This is a genomic window from Telluribacter roseus (genome assembly GCF_017355915.2).
Taxonomy (GTDB): Bacteria; Bacteroidota; Bacteroidia; order Cytophagales; family Spirosomataceae; genus Telluribacter.
In genome coordinates, this window is sequence record NZ_JAFEUV020000005.1 from 120,176 (window position 1) to 139,446 (window position 19,271).

At 48.1% G+C, this 19,271-nt stretch carries 16 protein-coding genes; 2 read left to right on the plus strand and 14 right to left on the minus strand.

What is annotated here, in order from left to right; genetic code table 11:
• Positions 1-148 precede the first annotated feature (148 nt).
• The 12 genes from JTN23_RS11465 to JTN23_RS11520 all read right to left on the minus strand — a co-directional run bounded on the left by JTN23_RS11465 (position 149) and on the right by JTN23_RS11520 (position 14,365).
• Positions 149-1,123: a hypothetical protein gene (locus tag JTN23_RS11465; RefSeq protein ID WP_247234965.1), complete on the minus strand. Its 975-nt coding sequence runs from the start codon at positions 1,121-1,123 to the stop codon at positions 149-151.
• Between the two features lie 22 nt (positions 1,124-1,145).
• Positions 1,146-1,874, minus strand: a complete 729-nt coding sequence (locus JTN23_RS11470; protein ID WP_247234966.1) for a DUF5672 family protein — start codon at positions 1,872-1,874, stop codon at positions 1,146-1,148.
• Positions 1,874-2,860, minus strand: a complete 987-nt coding sequence (locus JTN23_RS11475) for a glycosyltransferase (protein WP_247234967.1) — start codon at positions 2,858-2,860, stop codon at positions 1,874-1,876. The genes JTN23_RS11470 and JTN23_RS11475 overlap by 1 nt, the downstream gene beginning before the upstream one ends.
• A complete protein-coding gene (locus JTN23_RS11480) occupies positions 2,857-4,077 on the minus strand; it encodes a glycosyltransferase family 4 protein (protein WP_247234968.1) in 1,221 nt (406 codons plus the stop codon). The genes JTN23_RS11475 and JTN23_RS11480 overlap by 4 nt, the downstream gene beginning before the upstream one ends.
• Before the next feature lie 68 nt (positions 4,078-4,145).
• The gene (locus JTN23_RS11485; RefSeq protein WP_247234969.1) at positions 4,146-4,805 is read right to left on the minus strand and encodes an acetyltransferase; all 660 of its coding nucleotides are present in this window, start codon (positions 4,803-4,805) and stop codon (positions 4,146-4,148) included.
• Positions 4,806-4,807: 2 nt separating this feature from the next.
• A complete protein-coding gene (locus JTN23_RS11490; RefSeq protein ID WP_247234970.1) occupies positions 4,808-5,506 on the minus strand; it encodes a WbqC family protein in 699 nt (232 codons plus the stop codon).
• Between the two features lie 35 nt (positions 5,507-5,541).
• A complete protein-coding gene (locus JTN23_RS11495; protein ID WP_247234971.1) occupies positions 5,542-7,572 on the minus strand; it encodes a glycosyltransferase family 39 protein in 2,031 nt (676 codons plus the stop codon).
• Between the two features lie 9 nt (positions 7,573-7,581).
• Positions 7,582-8,658, minus strand: a complete 1,077-nt coding sequence (locus JTN23_RS11500; RefSeq protein ID WP_247234972.1) for a DegT/DnrJ/EryC1/StrS family aminotransferase — start codon at positions 8,656-8,658, stop codon at positions 7,582-7,584.
• Positions 8,651-9,907: an ABC transporter ATP-binding protein gene (locus tag JTN23_RS11505; RefSeq protein ID WP_247234973.1), complete on the minus strand. Its 1,257-nt coding sequence runs from the start codon at positions 9,905-9,907 to the stop codon at positions 8,651-8,653. The genes JTN23_RS11500 and JTN23_RS11505 overlap by 8 nt, the downstream gene beginning before the upstream one ends.
• Positions 9,908-9,924: 17 nt before the next feature.
• On the minus strand, positions 9,925-10,752 hold the full coding sequence (locus JTN23_RS11510) for an ABC transporter permease (RefSeq protein WP_247234974.1): 828 nt from the start codon (positions 10,750-10,752) through the stop codon (positions 9,925-9,927).
• A gap of 10 nt (positions 10,753-10,762) precedes the next feature.
• The gene (locus JTN23_RS11515; protein WP_247234975.1) at positions 10,763-11,836 is read right to left on the minus strand and encodes a GumC domain-containing protein; all 1,074 of its coding nucleotides are present in this window, start codon (positions 11,834-11,836) and stop codon (positions 10,763-10,765) included.
• Positions 11,837-11,842: 6 nt separating this feature from the next.
• Positions 11,843-14,365, minus strand: coding sequence for a polysaccharide biosynthesis/export family protein (locus JTN23_RS11520; protein WP_247234976.1), 2,523 nt, complete (start codon positions 14,363-14,365; stop codon positions 11,843-11,845).
• Positions 14,366-14,617: 252 nt separating this feature from the next.
• Between JTN23_RS11520 and JTN23_RS11525 the strand changes: the two genes are divergently transcribed.
• Both JTN23_RS11525 and pheA read left to right on the plus strand, forming a co-directional pair.
• Positions 14,618-16,492 (plus strand): DNA topoisomerase IV subunit B, encoded by a 1,875-nt coding sequence (locus tag JTN23_RS11525; protein ID WP_247234977.1) that lies wholly within the window; start codon positions 14,618-14,620, stop codon positions 16,490-16,492.
• Between the two features lie 39 nt (positions 16,493-16,531).
• Entirely contained in the window at positions 16,532-17,605 is a 1,074-nt protein-coding gene (gene pheA, locus JTN23_RS11530) for a prephenate dehydratase (protein WP_247234978.1), read from the plus strand.
• Between the two features lie 12 nt (positions 17,606-17,617).
• On the opposite strand, the gene JTN23_RS11535 is transcribed toward pheA, so the two are convergent.
• Positions 17,618-18,547, minus strand: coding sequence for a bifunctional riboflavin kinase/FAD synthetase (locus JTN23_RS11535; RefSeq protein ID WP_247234979.1), 930 nt, complete (start codon positions 18,545-18,547; stop codon positions 17,618-17,620).
• Entirely contained in the window at positions 18,547-19,269 is a 723-nt protein-coding gene (truB, locus tag JTN23_RS11540; protein WP_247234980.1) for a tRNA pseudouridine(55) synthase TruB, read from the minus strand. Before truB ends, JTN23_RS11535 begins: the two co-directional genes overlap by 1 nt.
• Between the last annotated feature and the right edge of the window lie 2 nt (positions 19,270-19,271).

Consider the following 19,271-nt stretch of genomic DNA (forward strand, 5'->3'; position numbering starts at 1 on the left):
TAGGTGCTTAGATATCAGTACTAATTAAATACTATTTCTTTACATATTTGCCCCAGACCTTACCACACAACGTCCTGATTCACATTTACCATATACGCCTTTCCGACTTTAGCCTCTGCTTGGGCCGCTCACTTGTTGCTACACAGGATCAGGAATTAGCTCCCTGACCTATCTCATACCTATCGATCTGGCTGAGTACCTTTTTCAGGTTGGATACCATCCCCTTTCTCATTGTCCTGTTTCCTTTGATAGCTGGTGTCTGACCAAAGGCCGGAGCATTCTTGATCCTGTACGTTTTGTATTGTTCCAGGTACTGAACGTATTGGCGGTAGAGCTGCTCAAATGACCGGTTGTGTTTCAGCAGACGCTCATGATCCGACCATACGGGGTGGTAACTGGGCAATCCGGCAAAATCAGCCGATATAAGCGGAGCTCCATTAACCTGGAAGGCTCCATTCGCTACGGTAAGGTCTCGCTGGGTGATGGAGTGCAGTCCCAGGTGCCAGCCGGGCAGACTGAGACGGGAGGTGTTGCGGACCCAGATGGGGGCAAAATTGAGCCACAGCTGATCCATGCACATGCCCTGGCAAAGGTCAAAGTGAGCCCGATCAAAGGTTCGCAGCTTCCACCAGATCAGTAGCTGCTCGGTTTCGGTACCTCGGCGAAGCATCCAGGCGCCGGCATGGTACATACCTATATTCAGAATTCTTTTATCATCCAGCTCAGTACCTACGGGCAGCGGCTGAGTCATGTGTGGAGTCAGGAGCAAGTCTGCGTCGGGTAGACTCTCAAAAGGGACCGCCTGATACAGAAACGTAGTAGGTGCTAAAAAGATGAGCCGACTGCAGTCAAGGTTGGTCTGCAAAATATAGTGAGCAAACCACGGACGACAGGCTGCTACTAGTTCAAAGTCATAGTAGCGCTCATACATGGTCGCCCAATTAGGGATGGCAACGACCTTCACCGACAACCGCAACATATCCTCGGGTAGGGAAGGGACGGGTGCTTCATCTACCCATCCAATGATCATCTGAGCTTCCGGATGGTATTTTTTTACTGTACTCCCCAGCGCAATGGCGTTGGGCAGTTCAGTGCGATTACAAATGGTAAAAAATATATTCATGTAACTGTAATAGGCAAGGAGGCTAACTCAGGTGGTAGGTATCATTTTCGGTCAACCCCGTTAGAGCGAACGGCTTTATGGCCTCAATTGTTTTGGAATTTGCGTATAAGGCGAAGCGATCACGTACAATGGGTGTTGGTAGCTGCAGGTAAGGCCACACCTTATTGACTTCTGTTTCCCAGAATAGAGAATCATTTTGGGCGGATTCTGGTCTTTTCCTGAACTGATAGGCTTCCCGTTGGTACTTTTTCAGTGCTTTCTGCAGCTTTTCCACTCTCCTAAGTGATATACCGCTCGTTTTCAGCTCAGCCACCGCAGGGGCAGACAGGGCTTTGGGCTTTATAATATTCAAGGCGGGTTGCCAGAAATTGGGCGAGCGATCCAGGTCGGCAGGCGCTGCCTGGATGAGGTCATACCCCTGGTGGCACCAGTAACGCAACTCATTCCGGTATATGTAGCTGTTGCACTCAAAGAGCAGGATGAACTCACTCCAGTCGAAGCGTTCGTAGAAGTCTTCCCTCAATAACAGACTGGATAAGGTAGTACGGTTCTGGAAATACTTGCTGTCAAAGGTATAGTGCGTACAGTCGGGATATTGGTCTTTCAGGGCCGAAAGGTCGAGCCCATCTCCACTGATGAACAGGAGCGGAAAGTCTTCGAGTGTAGTGGTACACTGCGCCAGCATTTTCTCCTTAAAGGGCGTTAACTGGCTGTTGTAAACAGGTACCACCACGGTCACAAGTTCTTTCATCAGATGGTATCTATTTTGTCAATCAGGTACTCCACCGGCTTTTTCAGCCATTTTCGCACCCGCTGGTACCGAAGTACCTTAGGCGGCTTGATGTAGCAGCAGGGAAACTTCCGGTAGTACTCATTCCCGTTCCGGATCAGGCTGTTGCGGTAAATATCAAAAAGGGGTGTCAGATCCGGCCGTTGCGATAGTTCGAACCGGTCCTGGTACTTGGAGAGTACAGCAGGTTTGGCCGGGTCATAGCCACTGTAATGGAAAAATACCAGGGGATGATCCGTGTTGACCAGGTGGGTACCATCCGGACCCACCGAGAACTGCCGTTCGTGCAGGTTCCAGTACGCGGCATTATAGCCGGGATCGCGCTCGATGTAGGTATTTTCGACAAAAAGCGGCAGAAAGTTCATCCAGTTCTGATCCACGAACAGGCCGTCGCAGAGCGCGATCAGGCACTCGTAGCGGAGCTTTTCTTCCCACCACTTGATGTACTGCCGCGTCTGATCTGTCTTCCGGAAAGCCACAAATCCCAGATTATAGATACCTGTATTCAGGTGATGCAGTTCGTTGGGAGTTTGACGGTCCTCAATCGGAGTACAAACGTGCGGCGTCAGTACGGCCTCGTGTGTATCCAGTGACTGCAGCAGGTGCGTAAGCGGCTGATAAACAATAATGTCGGGGTCAAAGTAGATGACTTTATCAGCCTCAGGGTACTTGTTAAAGAAATACGTAAAATAAAATGGCTTTACGGCCGTATTCAGCTCCGTGATATTGTACCGCTCACACATCTCCTCGAATCCTTCAATGCCAATGGCATGTATCTCAACCAGCGGGAAGTCTGGGCGGTAGGAGTCATCAAAGCTAACACCTTCGAGGCGATCTACTAAGCCTACAAAATACTTGATATCCGGATTGGTAGCTGCCAGCGAGTCACCTAAGGTGCGTGCCTGAGCCAGGTAATTAATGGAGCAAATTGTAAAAGCAATGGTCATTGATCATGGGTTTCGGACAGCGGCAAAGTTAGGTACCTTTGTAATATTGATAGTACTTTCTTGACGCTGGTACGTGTATCATGTCTTTTCAGGACTTTTTCGCGGGCTTTGCGTCCCATCGCCTGACGTTGCGCCGGATCTACAATGAGCTGAATAACGGCCTCCGAAGCCGCCGAAATATCCATGTAGGGTACTACAAATCCGGCATTGTGCTCAACCAGCTCAGGAGCTCCACCGGCCTTATCAAAGCACACGATGGGTGTTTCGTTAAGAGCGGCCTCCAGTACTACCAGCGGATAAGGGTCTTCCCGCGAAGTAAGCAGCAGTAGATCAAACCGGCTGATCAGATCGAGTGCGTTGGGGGTAGGAGGTATAAGAATAATCTTGTCCTGCAGTTCCATGCGCTGAATATCGCTGATGAGCAGGTTGTAAATCTCATGTTCCGGACCGGCACCTACCCATACGAAGTACACCGGGAGCGGTGCTGTTTTCTGGAGTACGATCCGGGCAATCCAGTTAAATATATCGTTGCCTTTGCGTAATTCGGCGTTGCCGCAGCCACCAATGACTATTGCATCCCGGGGGATGTTGTATTGGGTTTCCAGCAGGTGATGGTCCGCTACCTTCAGGCATTTGTCAATAGCCTCGTGGTCGATGAGGGTAAAGGTACTTACCTCTTCTTCCGGAAAGGCAAATTCCCTCGTGTAGTAGCTGGATACCGCGTGGGAAACGGCAATCAGATGGTTGGTCTTCTGGATAAGGAAAGACAGGTCGGGCCGTTCGGTATACATTTCAGCCGACATCTGCAGCTCGTGTGCAAAAAGTACTACCGGGAGGTGGTGCAGGAAAGTAAGCTGCCGGTGGTACAGCTCGGCATTGGCGATCGAATTCACAAATACCAGACCTATATCCAGCCCTTTCAGCTCTGCTTCAAACTGCTGCTGCTTTTTCCGTTGTTTTTGCTGCTTCAGCCTCCGGAATATACCTGCCCTTGAGAGTACCTTATCAATACGTGCACCCAGCAGCACATCCTGGCTACCCGGTACAACGGTGGTAGGTACTACCTCTCTGAACTCCGATTCAATGCTGCCTCCGTCGCATAGCAGCAGGTGCATAGGTACTCCTTTTTTCTTGAGTAGCCTAAGCAACTGGAGCAGCAACAGCTGGCTACCGGCCCGGTTGGCATCGTGACTTATAAACAGTACTTTCTTGGACATTTCTCCTCTTCTTACAGGGCGCACTAACTACTATGACAAGTAGAAAGACCTACTTGTTATAAAATATACTAATAAGCTTCGTGGCTTAGCTTACCAGGTACTTTCTTGGCGGGGTTTCCGATATAGATTCCCCACTCTTCAGTATCCTTGGTGATAGCGGCGGCCATACCTACCAGCGTACCCTGCGCGACATGGGTATAGTCGCGGATAGTACTGTTGACTCCAAAAAATGAATAAGATTCGATCACACAGTGGCCCGACATCACTACGTGCGAGGTAAAGAACACGTGGTCCTTGATCTGCCCGTGGTGGCCGATGTGGTTACCGCTCCAGAGTACTACATTGTTTCCAATGGTCGTAAACGGCTGAATGGTGTTGTCTTCCAGAATAAAACAGTTGTCGCCCACGACACTTTTATCCAGAATGGTGGCATGGGAACTTATGTAGGAAATAAAGCTATACCCTTTGGCCTTGACTTCGTTATATATCTTCTCCCGATTGCGGTTCATGTTGCGGCCGGTCATGGGCGCAAAGAACTGGTACTCTTGGGGGGGGAAAAGGGTCTCTACATCTTCAAAAGCCACCAACGGAAGTCCTCTGAATGACTCTTCCCGCAGGTACTCCCGATTGACGGTAAAGGCTACAACTTCGTGTTCCGAGTCGTGCTGAAGGTAGTAGTGGGCCAGTTCGGCCGTGTCCATTATTCCGAATATGATAACTTTTGCCATTCCTAGATAAGTTCGTATGCGGTTAGTAGTTCGTGTATGGTGCTTACTTCATTGAACATCAGCACGTCCAGCATGGACAGCCAAGGTACAAAGTCATTCTTGAACTGAGGGTATGTAACGGATGAAGATTTTATAAAGAATAACTCAATGCCTTCATTAGCAAACTTCTGTCTGTCGTACAGCTCCATACCGCCAATGGGATTAATGTAGCGGGTGGCTTGCTCCTGCTGACAGATGTCCAGTATACGATCCTGCGCTTTCAGGTCTGCATTAGTATAGACGGTAGAAGAGGGAACAATCTCCGTATCTATACCCAGGTACTCATTGACCTGAATCAGGCTCTGAAGAGCCAGTTCAGAAATGGTATTGGTATCGTATTGGACTATACTCTCTATCACCGGGAATACACTCGAATAGCAAGGCGCCTTCTGGTACGACTGCTGTATGGTTTTCAGTAGCTTCTTGCGCCATTGAGCATCATCCGCCAGTGTTACTTCATGGATTAGTTTATTCTGGCTAGCATCTTTCAAAGGAATGGTAAACAAGTGCGCTTTACCACCTACCAGGATGTTGTTCCGGTTGATCCAGCCCCGGTTGATGTAGTTGACATCATCATACATCACAAACTTATCAACTGCTTTGATGAGTTGATAATACCCGATGTAGGGTAAAAAGTAAGGCTGCATGATGGCTATGGTCATAGTATGTCCGATTAGTTAGGTAATAGGTAAGCTGGCTACTTAAGCTTACGCAGGTAATAATCTTCTCCTTTGACAATCAAGTCTGTCATCGTGGTGTCTGATCCCAATCTGATATCGCCCGGCTGTGGCTTGATAACACTCTTCGCAAAAAACAGATAATCAGCCTCGGGGGGAATGGGTTGAACGCCCTTCTCAAAAGGATTGATCGTAATCAATCGGCGAGTCAGCTTCTCTCCATAGAGAGGGTACTCAAAGTCGTCGTTGATGGTACCTAAGGCTACGGTAGCATCCTGAGGTACGATGGAGTCATAGGCAAGGTAGGCGGGTGTAATGTCAGGACGCGCAAAGGTCATAAAGCGAATGCGCTCCGCTGTAAACGCCGACTCGTACCCATACGCCGAAAAGGGTAGTGCACGTGTGTTGAGAAACACCGACATCAGTGCCGATATTGAGCCCAGTACCACGATCAGCCCGATATACCCCTTCCATAGCCAGCGGTGTGGCTTGAGTATTGATAACCGGTGGTGCGTGAAAAGGAGCACTAAGAACAGGACTCCAAAGAGACCCGTCTCGATAAAGTACCTGCCTTTGAATGGGTCGTAGGGAGCCGAGTAGGAAATGGCTATAAAATGTAAGACAATAGCCAGTGCCAGGAACCAGTGGGGCCGCGACCAGATGATCCTGAAAAAGACCAGCAGTACCAGTGGGAGGGTCAGGGCAAACCCGAACACGCCCCAGTAGGGATTGGCATTATAAAACTCAAACCGGCGCTGGAAAGCAAAGGGAACAATAGAGAAATCAGTCTCCTCGTCCAGTCGCATATGCAGTTTGTCTTCCAGCATCACGATCGGCTTCCTTACCAGCGTATTGAGTTCGTAGCCCCACTGCGCGTTACGGATACCATCCAGGTTGAAGAAGTCGTAACTGTACCGGACTACATTGCGGCTGCCCTGTTCAAACAGGTTACGCAAAGTACCTGCCCGTTCTACGGACTGGTGCTTCAACGCTGTAGGAGGACCAATCGGGTGACCAAATACCTGGATGTTGCGGATATAGCCGGTAGGCAGGGTATAGATGAGCATGGCAACTACTATAGCCACACCCAACCGCCAGACCCGGTTAAAGAAGGTCTTAAAATCCTGCGCAATGAACACCGTGTACAGCATCACCGCAAACACCGAGGGGAGCAGCAGCGTAAAGGTGATCTTATGCCCATATACGACACCAAAGGCCAGGCCAGCCAGGTACAGATACTTGTTCTGACGGGTAGCGTGGTACGAAAACAGGAAGTACAGCAGGCAGCTCAGGTAAGCGGTAAGTACTATATCCGTCTCGGTGGTAATGGCCTGCATCAGGAAGTCGAGGAACATGCTGTACGCCAGGGCACAGAAAATACTCGCCGAGAGGTTACGGCTGATCCGCTGACTAATCCCGAAAATAGAAATGATACTGATCCAGTAGGCAGAATGATGAATTAGCTTCATGGCATTCTCGATCTTACCACTGATGAGGTAGGTATATATCTGTATGGCCGTAACACTCTTGGGATAGGTGTCCATGTTCCAGTTAGTACCTCCAAAGTGCGCCATGGTACCATGCTGGATGTAGCGGATCACCCGGTTGAGGTGGCCCGTCATACTATCCCACTCATTGGGCACTGTGAACAGGACCAGCAGCAGATTGGTAACCGCAATGATCCCCAACGTGCCGAGCATGGTTATGAACAGAAACTTCAGGTAGGGGGTAAGATCCCGCATCCAGTTTTTTAGCGTCTGTATACGGTCACGAAACAGGGACCTGACAGAGTAGGCTGGGGGAGCAGGTACCAAACGAGGCCACACCAGATTATAGATGGCCAGCGCTATAAATACGCCAATGATCCAGGCCCAGGGAGTAGCGGTCAGATGCAGACCTGAAAGTATGAAACCTGTAGGTATAATGCACCCTACAAAAAAAAGAAAGGAAACAATGATCCACTCCGTTAAAGAGGAGTCAGCGACCTTTTTTGCAGTAAATCCAACACCAATTACAAACGCAAGAAATGAAATCCAATAAAGTATGGCCATGACGGGGGGTCACAGGTTTTTGTTGATGATCTTACTTATACGTTCTATGTCATCCTGAGGCAGGCCAACGTACAACGGTAAGCTTAGAACACGCACAGATATATCTTCGGATACCGGGCAGGCGTATGTACGTGGCATAAAGGACAGGGAATTCAGCGAAGGATAAAAGTACCGGCGTGGTATGATATCTTCGGCTACCAGGGCTGCCTGCACCTTCTTGAGTACCGCTTCGGACTGGAACACTACCGGATAGTACGCATAGTTGTACTCAATGTCCTGGCTTAGCTCAGGTTTGAACAGTAAGTCCCAGTTGAGTAGCTTGTCATACAACTCAAACACCTCCTTACGAGCCTGAATAATAGCAGGTACATGGGGAAGATTACAAAGCCCCATAGCCGCGTGGAATTCGGAGTTCTTTCCGTTAATACCCGCGAAACGGTACTCTTCATCGCCTCGGTGTCCAAAGTGACGCAGCAGGTGTAGCTCTTCGTGCAGCTCCGGTATATTGGAGATAATAGCTCCTCCTTCGATAGAGTGGAATACCTTGGTCGCGTGGAAGCTGCATGTACTTACATCCCCATAGGAGAACAGAGAGCGGCCTTTATAGGTCACACCAAAGGCATGCGCGCCATCATAGATCACGCGCAGGTTATACTTTTGGGCAATGGCTTCTATCTTTTCAACATCGCACGGATTCCCATAGACGTGCGTAGCCATGATGGCGGTAGTCTGTGGAGTGATGGCCTGCTCGATAAGGTCAGCGTTGATATTGAAGGTCAACGGATCTATATCAACAAAAACCGGCGTGCAGTTTTCCCAGATGATGGAGTTGGTCGTTGCACAGTAGGAAAATGGAGTCGTGATTACATCTCCGGATATTCTCAGAGCTTTGAGAGCTATCTGCAGAACTACCGTACCATTGGTACAGAAGTAGAGATGCTGTACATCCAGAAACTCCTTAAGTTGCTTTTCGAGCTCCTGCAGTAAAGGGCCATTATTTGTCAGTTGTACCCTATCCCATATTTCATGGATGTATTGTATGTATTCGGCCTTATCTGGGAGAAAGGTCTTAGTGACATTAATCATTCACTACGGGTTCTGTTTGACGAATAGAAAAGTTAAGTTGAGGACGAATAAAGCCAGGCCACTTGCCGTACCAGGTTACCCCTTCGCGGTAATCTTCCACGTCGAAGCTCAGAGCTTCTTCCATGTTGTAGACTACGGTGCTGGTATCCTTCACGATCATCATAGATACCACGTAGGAACCATCATTAAGGAAGTGCCCGGGTATTTCGCAACTGCCCGTTACCAGCCCTTTCGCAAAGTTTTGTGAGGTAGTACCTACATTGAAGATACACTCGCCAGTGTAGGAGTACAGGTGCATGCTCAGGTTGAGGTTGGCCTCTTCTTCCAGATTCCAGAATTCAAACTGAAACTGCATGGGTGTACGTACATCGATATGCATCAGGTTGTCCTGGTATTCCGGAATCAGCTTGAAGCTTTTGATTCGGACCTGATCGTTGCCCGGTGCTTCGTTGAGGCTTTCCCACTGGCGCTCCAGGTTTTTCTGTGATATCTTGCTGAGGTAGGTAGTTACGATGTGTGTCGTATCGCCCTGATCCACCAGGGTACCTTTTTCGAAGAAGAAGGCTTTGTTACAGAGCGCCTGTACCGCCACCAGGTTGTGGCTTACAAACAGGATCGTGCGGCCACTGTCCGATACATCCCTCATTTTGCCGAGGCACTTTTTCTGGAATTCGGCATCCCCTACGGCCAGTACCTCATCGATGATCAGGATCTCGGGTTCCAGGTGGGCCGCAATGGCAAAGCCCAGGCGGACGTACATACCCGAAGAGTACCTTTTAACAGGAGTGTCCAGAAATTTTTCAACACCGGCAAAGTCTACTATGGCGTCAAAGGATCTCCGGATTTCATCCTTATTCATTCCAAGGATAGCACCATTGAGAAAAATGTTCTCACGGCCGGTCAGTTCAGGATGGAAACCCGTACCTACCTCCAGAAGGCTGGCTACTCTACCGCTGATCTTTACCTGTCCGGTGGTAGGGTTGGTAATACGGCTTAATATCTTCAGAAGGGTGGATTTTCCGGCACCGTTATGTCCGACTATACCTACGCGGTCTCCCTGCTGAATCGAAAAGTTAACATCGCGTAGTGCCCAGAACTCCTCTTTACCCTTGCTGTTTTCCTCTTTGTTAGGTTTGAAAATACTATCAAATGTGTCTGACACCAAGTCACGGATACTGTTCGAGCGTTTTGAGCTCTTGTGATCTATGATGTATTTCTTACTAATATTTTCGGCAGTAATTACAGACATGCTAATGGATGTGGTTTCTATATGTGGTCAACGAATGTATTTTCCTTTTTACGAAAGTACATAACCGATATGGACAAAGCTATCAGAGAAACAATAATAGTAGAATACAAACTGGCTGGATTGAAGAAGGCCTGGTCACCCAGTAAACACCAGCGGAACCCATCAATAATACCAACCAGCGGGTTCAGATTGTAGTACTTATACCACCAGGAGTCTTCAACCAGTCGGCTGCTGTAAGCAATAGGGCATACATAAAAACCAATCTGAATGATGAAGGGGACCAGTTGACCTATATCTCTGAACCTAACATTAACTACTGCAAAGAATAAGCCAAAGCCCAGCGAAGTCATAAATGTCAGGAAGATAAATAGCGGCATAAAGACAATCTGCCAGCCCGGTGCATACTGGTACCATACGCAAAGGATGATAAACAGTACCAGTGATATCAGAAAATCTATAAAACCAACAGCTACTGCACTCAACGGCATGATCAGCCGGGGAAAGTATACCTTCGTGACCAGATTAGAGTTAAGCGTAATGCTACTGCTTATCTGCGAAAAAGTATTTGCAAAGAACAGCCAGATGGTAAGTCCACCCAGTACCATGAGTGGGTAGGGGACCCCTGGATCAGGTCTGAGCTTGGCTACAAAACTGAACACAAACACCATTATAAGCATGGTCATCAAAGGGCGTACAACGCTCCATGCCATACCTAGTAATGTCTGCTTATACCGTACTGATATATCCCTTTTGGAAAGGATCCACAGGAGTTGCTTGTTTCTCCACAGATCCTTCCAATAATCTTTTTCTGATCCGTCAGCCTTTATCGTTACTGAATGAGACATAAGTTATAGGTTAGACGCGTGGATCTGCCATAACGTTGGCATAGACATCCTTGATGTAAATAAAGAATAAACCAAATACAAAGCCAATGAGCAGACCGACTTTCATGCGCTGGCCGGTGTCGATGTTCATGTCCAGCGGGCTTTTAACGGGTTCAATGATTGTAAACAGTGGTGCCTCTCTGATCAGCGAAACCCGGGTATTCTCCACGTTTCTCATGGTCTCCATGTAGAGTCCCTGGATGAAGGTCGTATTACGTTCCAGCTTGTTGACCGATACTTTTCCTTCAGGTACTACGATCTGAGTACTATAATCCATTTCGCGAGCCAGTCGAGCCTCTGTACGTCCCAGAATCACCGCCAGAGAGTCCGCACGTCTTTGTAATAGCCGAAGCGTTTTACGGGTCTTGAAGGTCTGGTTTTCGGTATAGACTTCCTCTACTGTTTCCAGAAGCGTATTGGCCCAGGTTTTGGCCAGCGTGGAGTTCTGAGAATTGGTTGTAAGCTGTGTAAACGACGACTTGCGATCAAGGGAAGCTACGGTGGTTGCTCCTTTGGTCCGTTCTACAATCTGGTTTAGTACCAGTCTTTCCTGAAGTGAAAGCTTTTCCAGGTCATTGGTCGTAAAACGAAAGTTGATCAGATCTTTGGCTTCTGCTTCTTCCCAGTCTTTCTTGATACCACTTGAATCAATGTAGAAGTTGGCGAAGAGTATTTTTTGACCATACACATCAACTTCCTTCATCAGGGCTCTTTCAATTACAGGCCTTGAGGTAACAAAGTAAAAGAAGTTTTCGCCGGTAAAGATATTCGCATCGGGTGCTCCACCACCAAGTCCCAACAATCCAGCCATTTCATTGGCAGGGCCTGAACTTCCACCTCCAAGATTGAAAACTACAGTAGCTTCGTACGTGGCAGGCTTCTTCATGTAGATATCTAGTACATATCCTATACCTGCCCCTAGCACAATGAAAAGTAGCAAGATCTTCCAATTGCGGAGAAGGGTATTTTTGAAGGCTACTACCTTCAAGACTATCTCCTTGGGCGAGATCTGATCTTCAGGAACTGTCTGGATTACTTGTGACATAAATTCTTATCGGATATTACGGAAAGCTAGTACTGAAAGGATTAGTGTGAATAGAGTAGATGTAATACTTACACCCTGCTGTAAGGCCTGCTGAGCAGTGATTTCGTTGCCAACTTTCATAGGAACATAGATTTCAGAACCTGGCTCCACTTTGGGATACACATTAAAGGCAAGGAACTTGCGGGTTCTGTCCACTGATCCGTTGGGATACTTCACATAGGCGCTTCTCTTCAGAGATTTTCTGGTAAAGCCACCAGCCTGCGAAATATAATCAATGAACCGCATACCACGTGTAAACTTCACCGTAGTAGGGTAGAGAAGTTCTCCCTGTACCTGTACGGTCTCAAGTCTTTTAGGAATACGGATCAGGTCACCTTCCTGAATGATCAGGTCCTCGTTAGAACCGGGGTTTCTCAGGATCTTCTGTAGATTAATACCGATCAGCTGCTCAGATGACTCCTGTACCTGTACATCCAGGGATCCTTTCTTAACATCACTGGCAATGTTCTGCAGAGTTTCGTTCTTCTGCTGAGCCTCGCTCTGCGATATCACTACCTGTCTTACCAGCGTAGCTCCGTCCGGGTAAGCCAGATCAGTAAGTCCGCCGGCGCGCTGAATGATGTCAGAGATCTTTTCGTTCTTGGCGATAATGCCGTAGAAGCCGGGGTTAAGTACTTCACCCTCGATGGCCACAAAAGTCTGCTCACGATAGTTGGGAGCCCGTCGTACGATTACCTCGTCGTAAGGCTGAAGGGCAAACTCCTGACCATCCTGACGGAGGTTAAGGTCACGGCTTACATCAAAAATATAGGTTTCAGAGATCTTGGCGTCGGCAGCCAGTATATTGATATCACGCTTTCTTCTTACTACTTCTACCTGGGAAGCCTTGGCTGATTCTTTAAAACCACCAGCCTTCAGGATGAGGTCTTCCAGGGTCATATTGGCCATATAGGGATAAGTACCGTCTCCGGCGCCCGTGTTGGGGCTGTTAACTTCACCCTGAATACGTACGAAGGCAGGTTCAGCCAGGTCAAATTTTGATGTAATCGACACTACATCCATTCTCTTTAACTTGATATCTTCGGCCGTCCCGTTAATGATATCGGCTACATTGAATGAGATATTCTGAACTGACAGGTCATCGTTGGTCCGGATTATGCTCCCACGGCCGGTAAAGGCATCTTCTCTCAGACCATCAGCATTTTGGATCAGTGACTTAAGGGTAGGGTTGCTATCGATTGAGTACTCACCGGGGCGCATTACCGAGCCCTGGATGCTTACAAGGTTCTCGAAGCGATCCAGTACCACCTGTACCTCTACTTCATCGCCTGACTTAAGATCAAAGCTGCTGAAGCCTGGTTCGCGAACTTCAATGATGCGGCGTTCTCTGGGAGTTACACGGTATACCCGTACACGCTCAGTATAAGCATTGTCTGAGAATCCTCCGGCATATTCCAGCAGGGTAGCCAGGTTTTCTTCGGGCAGTAGTTCAAACAGCCCTTGTCTTTTTACCTCACCTGTCAGGTCAACTCTTTCTTTGTATACACCTACTATGATATTATCATTATCCTGCAGGCGGATATCACCTCTGGCGGTACCATTCATTAGCAGTTCGTAGAGGTCCATACGACTTGCTACTTTACCATTTCTGACAACCCGTACATCACGGAAGGTACCCAGTTCATTAGGACCACCAGCCAGGTACAGCGCGTTGAAAGCCGAGCTGAGCGAAGTAAGCTGATAACTACCTGGATTCACCACTTCACCGGTTACGAATACGTTGATACTGCGTACCCGACCCAGCGTAACAGTTAGGGTACTTTGAGCGCGTCCGTTCGTACCTAGCAGGCCAGGAATAAAGGCGCTTAATTTATCTATTAATATTTTACGTACTTCCTCAATAGTCTTGCCGCTCACATAGATAGAACCGGCCCGAGGTAGGGTGATGAAGCCATCCCGGTTAACCAGGATGTTGTTGTATGTGATCTGGGCGTAGCCGTATACATAGATATCCAGTTCATCTTCCGGCCCTACGGTGTAATCGCGTGGAGTAGCGATGTTCAGGTCGGGGTTTGGCTGGAAAGTCTTGTTGGCGAAGATGGAATATCCAAAGATTCGCTGGCGAAGGGCCAGTCTTTGCTGCTCAGCCTGAGTCAGCTTTTGATTAGCTTCGGCTTCGGCCTGAAGCTCAGCATTAATTCTTTCCTGATTCGCATTGGATTTAGTGTCCTGTAGCACTTCTCCCTGCTGATTTGTGTTATTAGTAGGGGCGTTGTTGGCATTGGGAGTGTTTCCCTGCGTACCAGCGGCTCCTCTATTGGCTGGGGCTCCTTGCTGAGTACCGGTTGTACCCGTAGTACCTGTTCCGGTCGTTCCGGCGCCGGTGGTACCTGCTCCTGTTGTTCCTGTTCCTGTTCCAGTGGTGGGTGCGGGGGCTACTTGAGATAGAACGGATGATAAAGGTGTAGAGACAATCAGAAAAGAAATCAATACTATTTTACTGATTTCCATCAGTTTCTTAGTGTTCATAGAAAATGATTTATACTTGGAAGTTGTCTGTTAAGGATTATTTCAAAAAAATCCCTAAATTGTGCTCACTCTAATAAAAGTACAATAAGGTAAAACGGGCCTATCGAAGAGCAAAGTAACGTAGATTTTTCATTTTTTTTGACAGAATCTATTTTTTTTGGAATTTTTAATGATATGGTTTATCCGTTTTCTAAACGAAGCCTTCACTAAAACATTATATATACAGTATTGTTAAAAAATTGGTAGTTTTTTATGGCAGATAATGCAAATGTACAATACGACGAGAGTAGTATCCGCTCACTGGACTGGAAAGAACATATCCGGCTAAGGCCAGGTATGTACATTGGTAAGTTAGGTGACGGAGCCTCCGTTGACGATGGAATATACGTACTTGTCAAGGAAATCGTCGATAACTCTATTGACGAACATATGATGGGTAATGGAAAAACCATCGAAATAAAGATTTCTGAGCACCGGGTAGAGGTACGTGACTACGGTCGGGGTATTCCTTTGGGCAAGGTAGTTGATTGTGTTTCAAAAATCAATACCGGAGGAAAGTATGATTCCGGGGCATTCCAAAAATCCGTTGGACTTAACGGGGTAGGTACCAAAGCGGTTAATGCCCTTTCCAATTACTTCAAGGTTCAGTCATTCCGGGATGGTAAAACCAAGTGGGCTGAGTTTGCCCAGGGTGAGCTGGTGAAAGAATCGGTGGAAGAAGATACCAATCAACGAAATGGTACTTTAACGATATTTGAACCTGATAATCTCATCTTTAAAAACTTCCGGTACATACCTCAGTACCTGAATAACATGATGTGGAATTACTGCTACCTCAACGCAGGTTTGACGGTTAATTTCAACGGGCAAAAATATTTTTCGCAGAATGGTCTGCTCGATCTGCTGCGTAGTAAAACGGATGTGGATGCAATCAGATATCCGATTATTCATATTAAGGGAGATGATATTGAATTTGCTATTACGCACGGTAATCAGTACGGTGAAGAGTACTATTCCTTTGTGAACGGTCAATATACAACGCAGGGAGGTACGCACCTATCGGCATTCAGAGAAGGAGTAGTAAGAGCGGTACGCGAGCATTTCAATAAAGAATATGCACCCGAAGACGTACGCTCATCCATTATCGCGGCGGTAGCCATCCGGGTACAGGAGCCTGTGTTCGAATCGCAGACCAAGACCAAGCTTGGCTCTACTAACATTTCTCCTGATCCTAACAGCCCAACGGTACGTACCTTTGTCAACGACTTCGTCAAGGAGCGTCTGGACAACTACCTCCACATGCACCCCGAGTCGCGCGATGCCCTCAAGAAGCGCATTGAACAGTCGGAGCGGGAGCGTAAGGAACTGGCGGGTATCAAGAAACTGGCCAACGACCGGGCTAAGAAGGCCAACCTGCACAACCGTAAGCTCCGGGACTGCCGGCTGCACCTGGCGGATGTAAAGAACGAGCTGCGCCTGGAGACTACCCTGTTTGTGACGGAGGGGGATTCGGCCAGTGGATCTATCACCAAGTCCAGAGATGTACAGACTCAGGCAGTATTCAGTCTGAGGGGAAAGCCGTTGAACTGCTTTGGACTGAACAAGAAGGTAGTATACGAAAACGAGGAGTTTAACCTGCTGCAGCACGCGCTGGATATCGAAAACGGCATCGAGGGTCTGCGCTACAACCGGATTGTAATTGCTACCGACGCCGACGTGGATGGTATGCACATTCGCCTGCTGTTGATGACATTTTTCCTGCAGTTCTTTCCGGATCTGGTGCGTAATGGCCATCTTTACATCCTCGAAACTCCTCTGTTTAGGGTTCGGAATAAGAAAGAGACGATCTATTGCTACTCCGAAGAAGAAAAGAAGCAGGCGGTAGCTAAACTGGGAGGTAAACCTGAGATTACCCGATTTAAAGGATTAGGTGAGATTTCGCCCGATGAGTTCGGGAAATTCATTGGAGAGGACATGCGCCTTGAGCCCATCATCCTTCAAAAGGAAATGTCGATTCAGAAGCTGCTGACCTACTACATGGGCAAAAACACGCCGGATCGTCAACGCTTTATTATCGATAATCTCAAAATCGAGAAAAACGTTGAGGAACTGGCTCTGGTGAGCTAGTTTTGCAATCCGATCAATTACCATACCCACTTACCTTCTGTGGATTTACAAGATTTAAGAAAACACATTGATACCCTTGATGACCAACTCCTCCAGCTCCTCAACGAGCGGATGGAGTTGGTCAAAAAAGTAGGTGAGCTTAAGCGAGCTAACAAGACGATCATCTATCGACCCGAACGGGAAAAGCAAATTCTGGATCGCCTCGAGAAGCTAAATAAGGGACTGCTGAGCCGGTCGGCCATTGAGGCTATCTTCCTTGAAATATTTGCTGTATCCCGCAATCTGGAACTTCCCGAACGTATCGCCTACCTGGGACCCGAGGGGAGCTTTACCCACCAGGCCGCCGAGAGCCGCTTTGGGGGTATGAGCGACTACCTGATGCTTCCTACCATCCGATCCGTTTTTGACAGTGTAGATACCGGTCGTGCGCGCTTTGGGGTAGTACCTATCGAAAATAATCAGGAGGGTGTAGTAAGTGAAACCATGGATTTGCTCCGGGAAAAAGAGCTGCTTATAGCCGCCGAGGTGTTACTGCCTATTCATTTTACCTTTGCTTCCCAATCGGACTCTGTACACGAGATCAAGCGTATTTATTCGAAAGATATAGCCTTCCGGCAGTGTAGCAAGTTCCTGAGGGAGTACTTTGAAGAGTTGAATGTAGAGCTAATACCGGTAGAGTCAACCTCCAAGGCTGCGAAGCTAGCCGCTCAGGAGCCCGACGCCGCGGCTATCTGTTCGCACATAGCGGCGCGGTTGTTCAGTGTACCTGTGCTATTTGATAATATCGGGGATGGAGATCAGAACCGAACGCGTTTTGTAATCCTGTCCAAAGACTTTGTCAACCAGAAGAGCCAGTCTGATAAGACTACCATCATCGCTAACTTACCGAATACGCACCGGCCGGGTGTTCTTTTTGAATTCCTGAAAGACTTCAATGACCGCGGTATCAACCTGACCAAGATCGAGAGCCGTCCGCTTCGGGATGGATCGACTTTTAAGTCATGGTTCCTGATTGAATTTGAAGGCCACCACGACGACCAGCCCGTGCAGGAGATATTCCAGAAGTACGGTACCCACCTCAAGTGGCTGGGCAGCTACGTCAGAATAGCTTAATCAAAGCATGCGTTACTTATTGAGGTAGGCAAGGGACTTTTCCTTGTCTGCCTTAATCTGCTGCATCAGACTATCCAGGCTGTTGAACTTTTGTTCGGGCCGCAGGTAGTGAAGTAGTTCTACCTGTAGCTTCTCCCCGTAAATTTCCTTGTTAAACTCAAACAGATTGGCTTCAATGGTACGTGTAGTGCCGTCTACCGTAGGCCTGGTACCAATATTGAGCATACCTCCGTATAAAGTACCGGCATGCCGGGCCTGAATGGTATATACGCCGTTGGCCGGTATTAGCTTATAGCTTTCCCTAACCAGTACATTGGCCGTAGGAAAGCCAATGGTACGTCCAATTTGTTTTCCTTTTACGACGGTACCCGAAAACTCATACGGGCGCCCCAGCAGCTCATTGGCTTCCTTGACGTCACCTTCCAGCAGTGCGTTGCGTATCCTCGTTGAGCTGATTGCCAGCTGGTCGATGTCCTGACGGGAGATCTCTTCTACCTCAAAGCCATACTGACTGGCATTCTGCTGCAGAAAGTCAAAACTCCCTTCACGATTACGGCCAAACCGGTGGTCGTAGCCAATAACCAGTTTTTTGGTACCTATGCGGTCTACCAGTACCTGGCGAATAAATTCATCCGAGGAGAGTTCAGAAAAGGAGCGGGTAAAGGGTACTATCACCAGGTGCTGTATACCCAGATGCGCCAGCAGCTCGGTTTTTTCGTCAATGGTTGAAAGTAATTGAAGCCCCTGACTATCTTCCGACACCACCATGCGCGGATGTGGCCAGAAGGTCAGTACTACGGTTTCGCCGCCGCTGTTGGCGCTGATTTCACGCAGGCGTGACAATATTTTCTGATGCCCCAGATGTACTCCATCAAAAGTACCGCTTGTCACGACGGCGTAGGGGAGCTTTTCAAACGACTCGATGGAGTTATAAACTTTCATTATTCATTAGGTAGGTCAAGCTGGGCTCTCTTTTGCTGAATATAATCAGATAATGACCAGGCATCCGCCAGCAGAAAGTTGCCGATACGGGTGCGGCAGAGCGAACTGAGGTAGGCGCCGCTTCCCACCAGTTGTCCAAAGTCCCTTACGATACTCCGTATATAGGTACCCTTGGTGCACACGATCCGGAAGTGGATTTCGGGAAACTGATCAGCATCTATCTCGAATAACGAAATAGTAACCTGACGGGTTTTGATTTCGGCTGTTTCGCCACGGCGGGCTTTTTTGTACAGCCGCTCACCATCCACGCGCACAGCGGAGTAAATAGGGGGGATTTGATCGATAGTGCCGGTAAGAGCCTGACGGGCTTTATCGAGTAACTCAGTAGTTATATGGTCAGTAGGGTACTCCGCGTCAAACTCTGTCTCGAGATCCACGGAGGGGGTAGTTTTCCCAAGTACCAAGGTACCGGTATACTCCTTTTCCTGGGCCTGATAGGTATCTATTTCCTTGGTCTTTCTGCCCGTACACAGAATCAGCAGGCCCGTAGCCAATGGGTCCAGGGTACCGGCGTGGCCAATCTTCTTGAACTTACAGGCTCGCTTGAGCTTATTGGCCACATCAAAGGAGGTCCAGGTGAGGGGCTTGTCAATCAGGATTACTTCCCCATCGTCTGCCGGCTGATTCTCTTGTTGGGGTACTTTGGTAGTACTGGTAGTCATTC

What these genes read in the sequence shown, in the direction of transcription:
- JTN23_RS11525 (WP_247234977.1), top strand. Translation starts at nt 14,618, where the DNA reads ATGGCAGATAATGCAAATGTACAATACGACGAGAGTAGTATCCGCTCA.
- JTN23_RS11510 (WP_247234974.1), bottom strand. Translation starts at nt 10,752, where the DNA reads ATGTCTCATTCAGTAACGATAAAGGCTGACGGATCAGAAAAAGATTAT.
- JTN23_RS11485 (WP_247234969.1), bottom strand. Translation starts at nt 4,805, where the DNA reads ATGGCAAAAGTTATCATATTCGGAATAATGGACACGGCCGAACTGGCC.
- JTN23_RS11520 (WP_247234976.1), bottom strand. Translation starts at nt 14,365, where the DNA reads ATGAACACTAAGAAACTGATGGAAATCAGTAAAATAGTATTGATTTCT.
- truB (WP_247234980.1), bottom strand. Translation starts at nt 19,269, where the DNA reads ATGACTACCAGTACTACCAAAGTACCCCAACAAGAGAATCAGCCGGCA.
- JTN23_RS11535 (WP_247234979.1), bottom strand. Translation starts at nt 18,547, where the DNA reads ATGAAAGTTTATAACTCCATCGAGTCGTTTGAAAAGCTCCCCTACGCC.
- JTN23_RS11490 (WP_247234970.1), bottom strand. Translation starts at nt 5,506, where the DNA reads ATGACCATAGCCATCATGCAGCCTTACTTTTTACCCTACATCGGGTAT.
- JTN23_RS11505 (WP_247234973.1), bottom strand. Translation starts at nt 9,907, where the DNA reads ATGTCTGTAATTACTGCCGAAAATATTAGTAAGAAATACATCATAGAT.
- JTN23_RS11475 (WP_247234967.1), bottom strand. Translation starts at nt 2,860, where the DNA reads ATGACCATTGCTTTTACAATTTGCTCCATTAATTACCTGGCTCAGGCA.
- JTN23_RS11500 (WP_247234972.1), bottom strand. Translation starts at nt 8,658, where the DNA reads ATGATTAATGTCACTAAGACCTTTCTCCCAGATAAGGCCGAATACATA.
- JTN23_RS11465 (WP_247234965.1), bottom strand. Translation starts at nt 1,123, where the DNA reads ATGAATATATTTTTTACCATTTGTAATCGCACTGAACTGCCCAACGCC.
- JTN23_RS11470 (WP_247234966.1), bottom strand. Translation starts at nt 1,874, where the DNA reads ATGAAAGAACTTGTGACCGTGGTGGTACCTGTTTACAACAGCCAGTTA.
- JTN23_RS11480 (WP_247234968.1), bottom strand. Translation starts at nt 4,077, where the DNA reads ATGTCCAAGAAAGTACTGTTTATAAGTCACGATGCCAACCGGGCCGGT.
- JTN23_RS11495 (WP_247234971.1), bottom strand. Translation starts at nt 7,572, where the DNA reads ATGGCCATACTTTATTGGATTTCATTTCTTGCGTTTGTAATTGGTGTT.
- JTN23_RS11515 (WP_247234975.1), bottom strand. Translation starts at nt 11,836, where the DNA reads ATGTCACAAGTAATCCAGACAGTTCCTGAAGATCAGATCTCGCCCAAG.